This window comes from Kitasatospora humi, from assembly GCF_020907985.1.
GTDB classification, from domain to species: Bacteria; Actinomycetota; Actinomycetes; order Streptomycetales; family Streptomycetaceae; genus Kitasatospora; species Kitasatospora humi.
The window spans coordinates 1-1,766 of record NZ_JAJJPA010000132.1; the positions used below are offsets into that span (position 1 = coordinate 1).

Genomic DNA, 1,766 nt, shown 5'->3' on the forward strand with positions numbered 1-1,766 from the left:
GAATACGCGCCCTAGGAGCCAGCCGTGCGAACACCGCCGCCCCGGGGTGCAGAGAGCGCCCACCCCGGCCGGATCTCGGCCATGCGGAACGTGACAACCCCGTCGGGGTCCGGGACGTGTCCCGGTAAGCCGACCGTGAGGGAGGCCCAACTCCCCGGCGGGAGCAGGACGGTCCAAGAAGCCAATGCCGGTACGCCGAAAGGCGGCGGGAAACCGGGACAACATGGCCGCACCCTTCGCGGTCGTCTCGCATAACCGGCCGGATACAGGCAACTGCCTGGCCCGAAAGGGAGCTGACGTGGACCGGGTGAGCCTTTGATGCACCAAAGCTGAAGTACCGGAACCGAAGGACAAGTTGGACACAGATGACGGCATACGCATTCGCTCTCGCGATGGCGGCCCTCGGAGTGAACGGACCGGAGGACGCGGCCCCCGACTGGGACGCCATCAACTGGCGCACTCACGAGGACCACGTACGGCGACTGAGGCAGAGGATCTTCAAGGCGACGAAGGACGGGGACCTCAAGAAGGTCCGCAATTTGCAGAAGCTGATGCTGCGGAGCCGGAGCAACACGCTGGTCAGCGTGCGGCAGGTGACGCAGCGCAATGCTGGCCGCAAGACGGCGGGCGTCGACGGAGAGGTCGCTTTGACCTACCGCGATCGAGGGGAGCTGGCGGAGCGGTTGCACCGTCATGCCTGGGGCTTCCCCCCGAGAAGTGGACACCAGTTCGTCCTGTTATGCGGCGAGTGTCATGGTAGCTGACACGTGTAGGTGCTGGCGCTCGTAGGCGATCGGGCTGAGCTGCCCGTTCTTGGAGTGCCTGCGTCGAGTGTTGTAGCGGGTGAGCCAGCGGAACACCGCGAGCCTGCAGGCCCGGGTCCCGTTCCAACGGTTTCCGCGCGCGGAGAAGGACGGCTTGCCACCCACCGGGCGACGCATCGAGTCCCCCTACGACCTCGAGGCGCGCTACGTCCGCCGTGGTCACCGCACCTGGACCGGCTATCTCGCCCATGCCACCGAGACCTGCGACGAGGACAGCGTCAACGTCATCACGGACGTGGCCACCACCGTCCCGGCCAACGACAGCACGGCCGTGCCCGGCATCCACACCAGGCTCGAGCGCCGGGGCCTGCTGCCCGCCCAGCATCTGGTCGACGGTGGCTACACCTCCGTCGCACTCCTGGACACCGCCGCCCGGACCTACTCCGTGACGATGGTCGGCCCGGTGAAGTCCGGCAACTCCTGGCAGCGCAAGCAAGACACCGGGTTCGCGCGGGAGGACTTCACCATCGACTTCGAGAACCGCACGGTCACCTGCCCGAACGGCAGGATCAGCGGCAACTGGCACGAACTGCCCGCCATGGCCCCCTACACCGTCGTCCGATTCAACCCCGCCCACTGCGATCCCTGCCCCGTCCGCTCCTCCTGCACCAGCGGCAAGGCACCGCGCACCGTGAACTTCCTCCCCCGCCGCCTCCACGAACTCCAGACCCAGAACCGCGCCGACCAGCAAGATCCGCAGTGGCAGCGGCTCTACGCCTCCCGTTCCGGGATCGAGGGCACCATGAACGAGCTCGTCAACGGCCACCGGATGCGCCGCTGCCGCTACCACGGCGTGGCCAAGGCCCACGTCCAACACGTCCTGACCGCGATCGCCGTCAACATCGAACGCCTCAGTACCCAGGAGCCAGAGGACTCCGCCTACCGGCCCCGTCCACCGACGGCGTTCCAGCAGTATCTCGACGACCACGAACTGCCCCGCCC

2 protein-coding genes are annotated in these 1,766 nt (G+C 67.4%); both read left to right on the forward strand.

Annotated elements, in window-relative coordinates; all coding sequences use genetic code 11:
• Nucleotides 1–365: 365 nt before the first annotated feature.
• Nucleotides 366–764, forward strand: a complete 399-nt coding sequence (locus LN042_RS36695; RefSeq protein ID WP_308191928.1) for a reverse transcriptase N-terminal domain-containing protein — start codon at nucleotides 366–368, stop codon at nucleotides 762–764.
• Nucleotides 765–843: 79 nt separating this feature from the next.
• Nucleotides 844–1,766 (forward strand): transposase (locus LN042_RS36700; protein WP_230055806.1); only part of this gene is annotated, 923 nt, incomplete at its 3' end.

What these genes read in the sequence shown, in the direction of transcription:
- LN042_RS36695 (WP_308191928.1), top strand. Translation starts at nt 366, where the DNA reads ATGACGGCATACGCATTCGCTCTCGCGATGGCGGCCCTCGGAGTGAAC.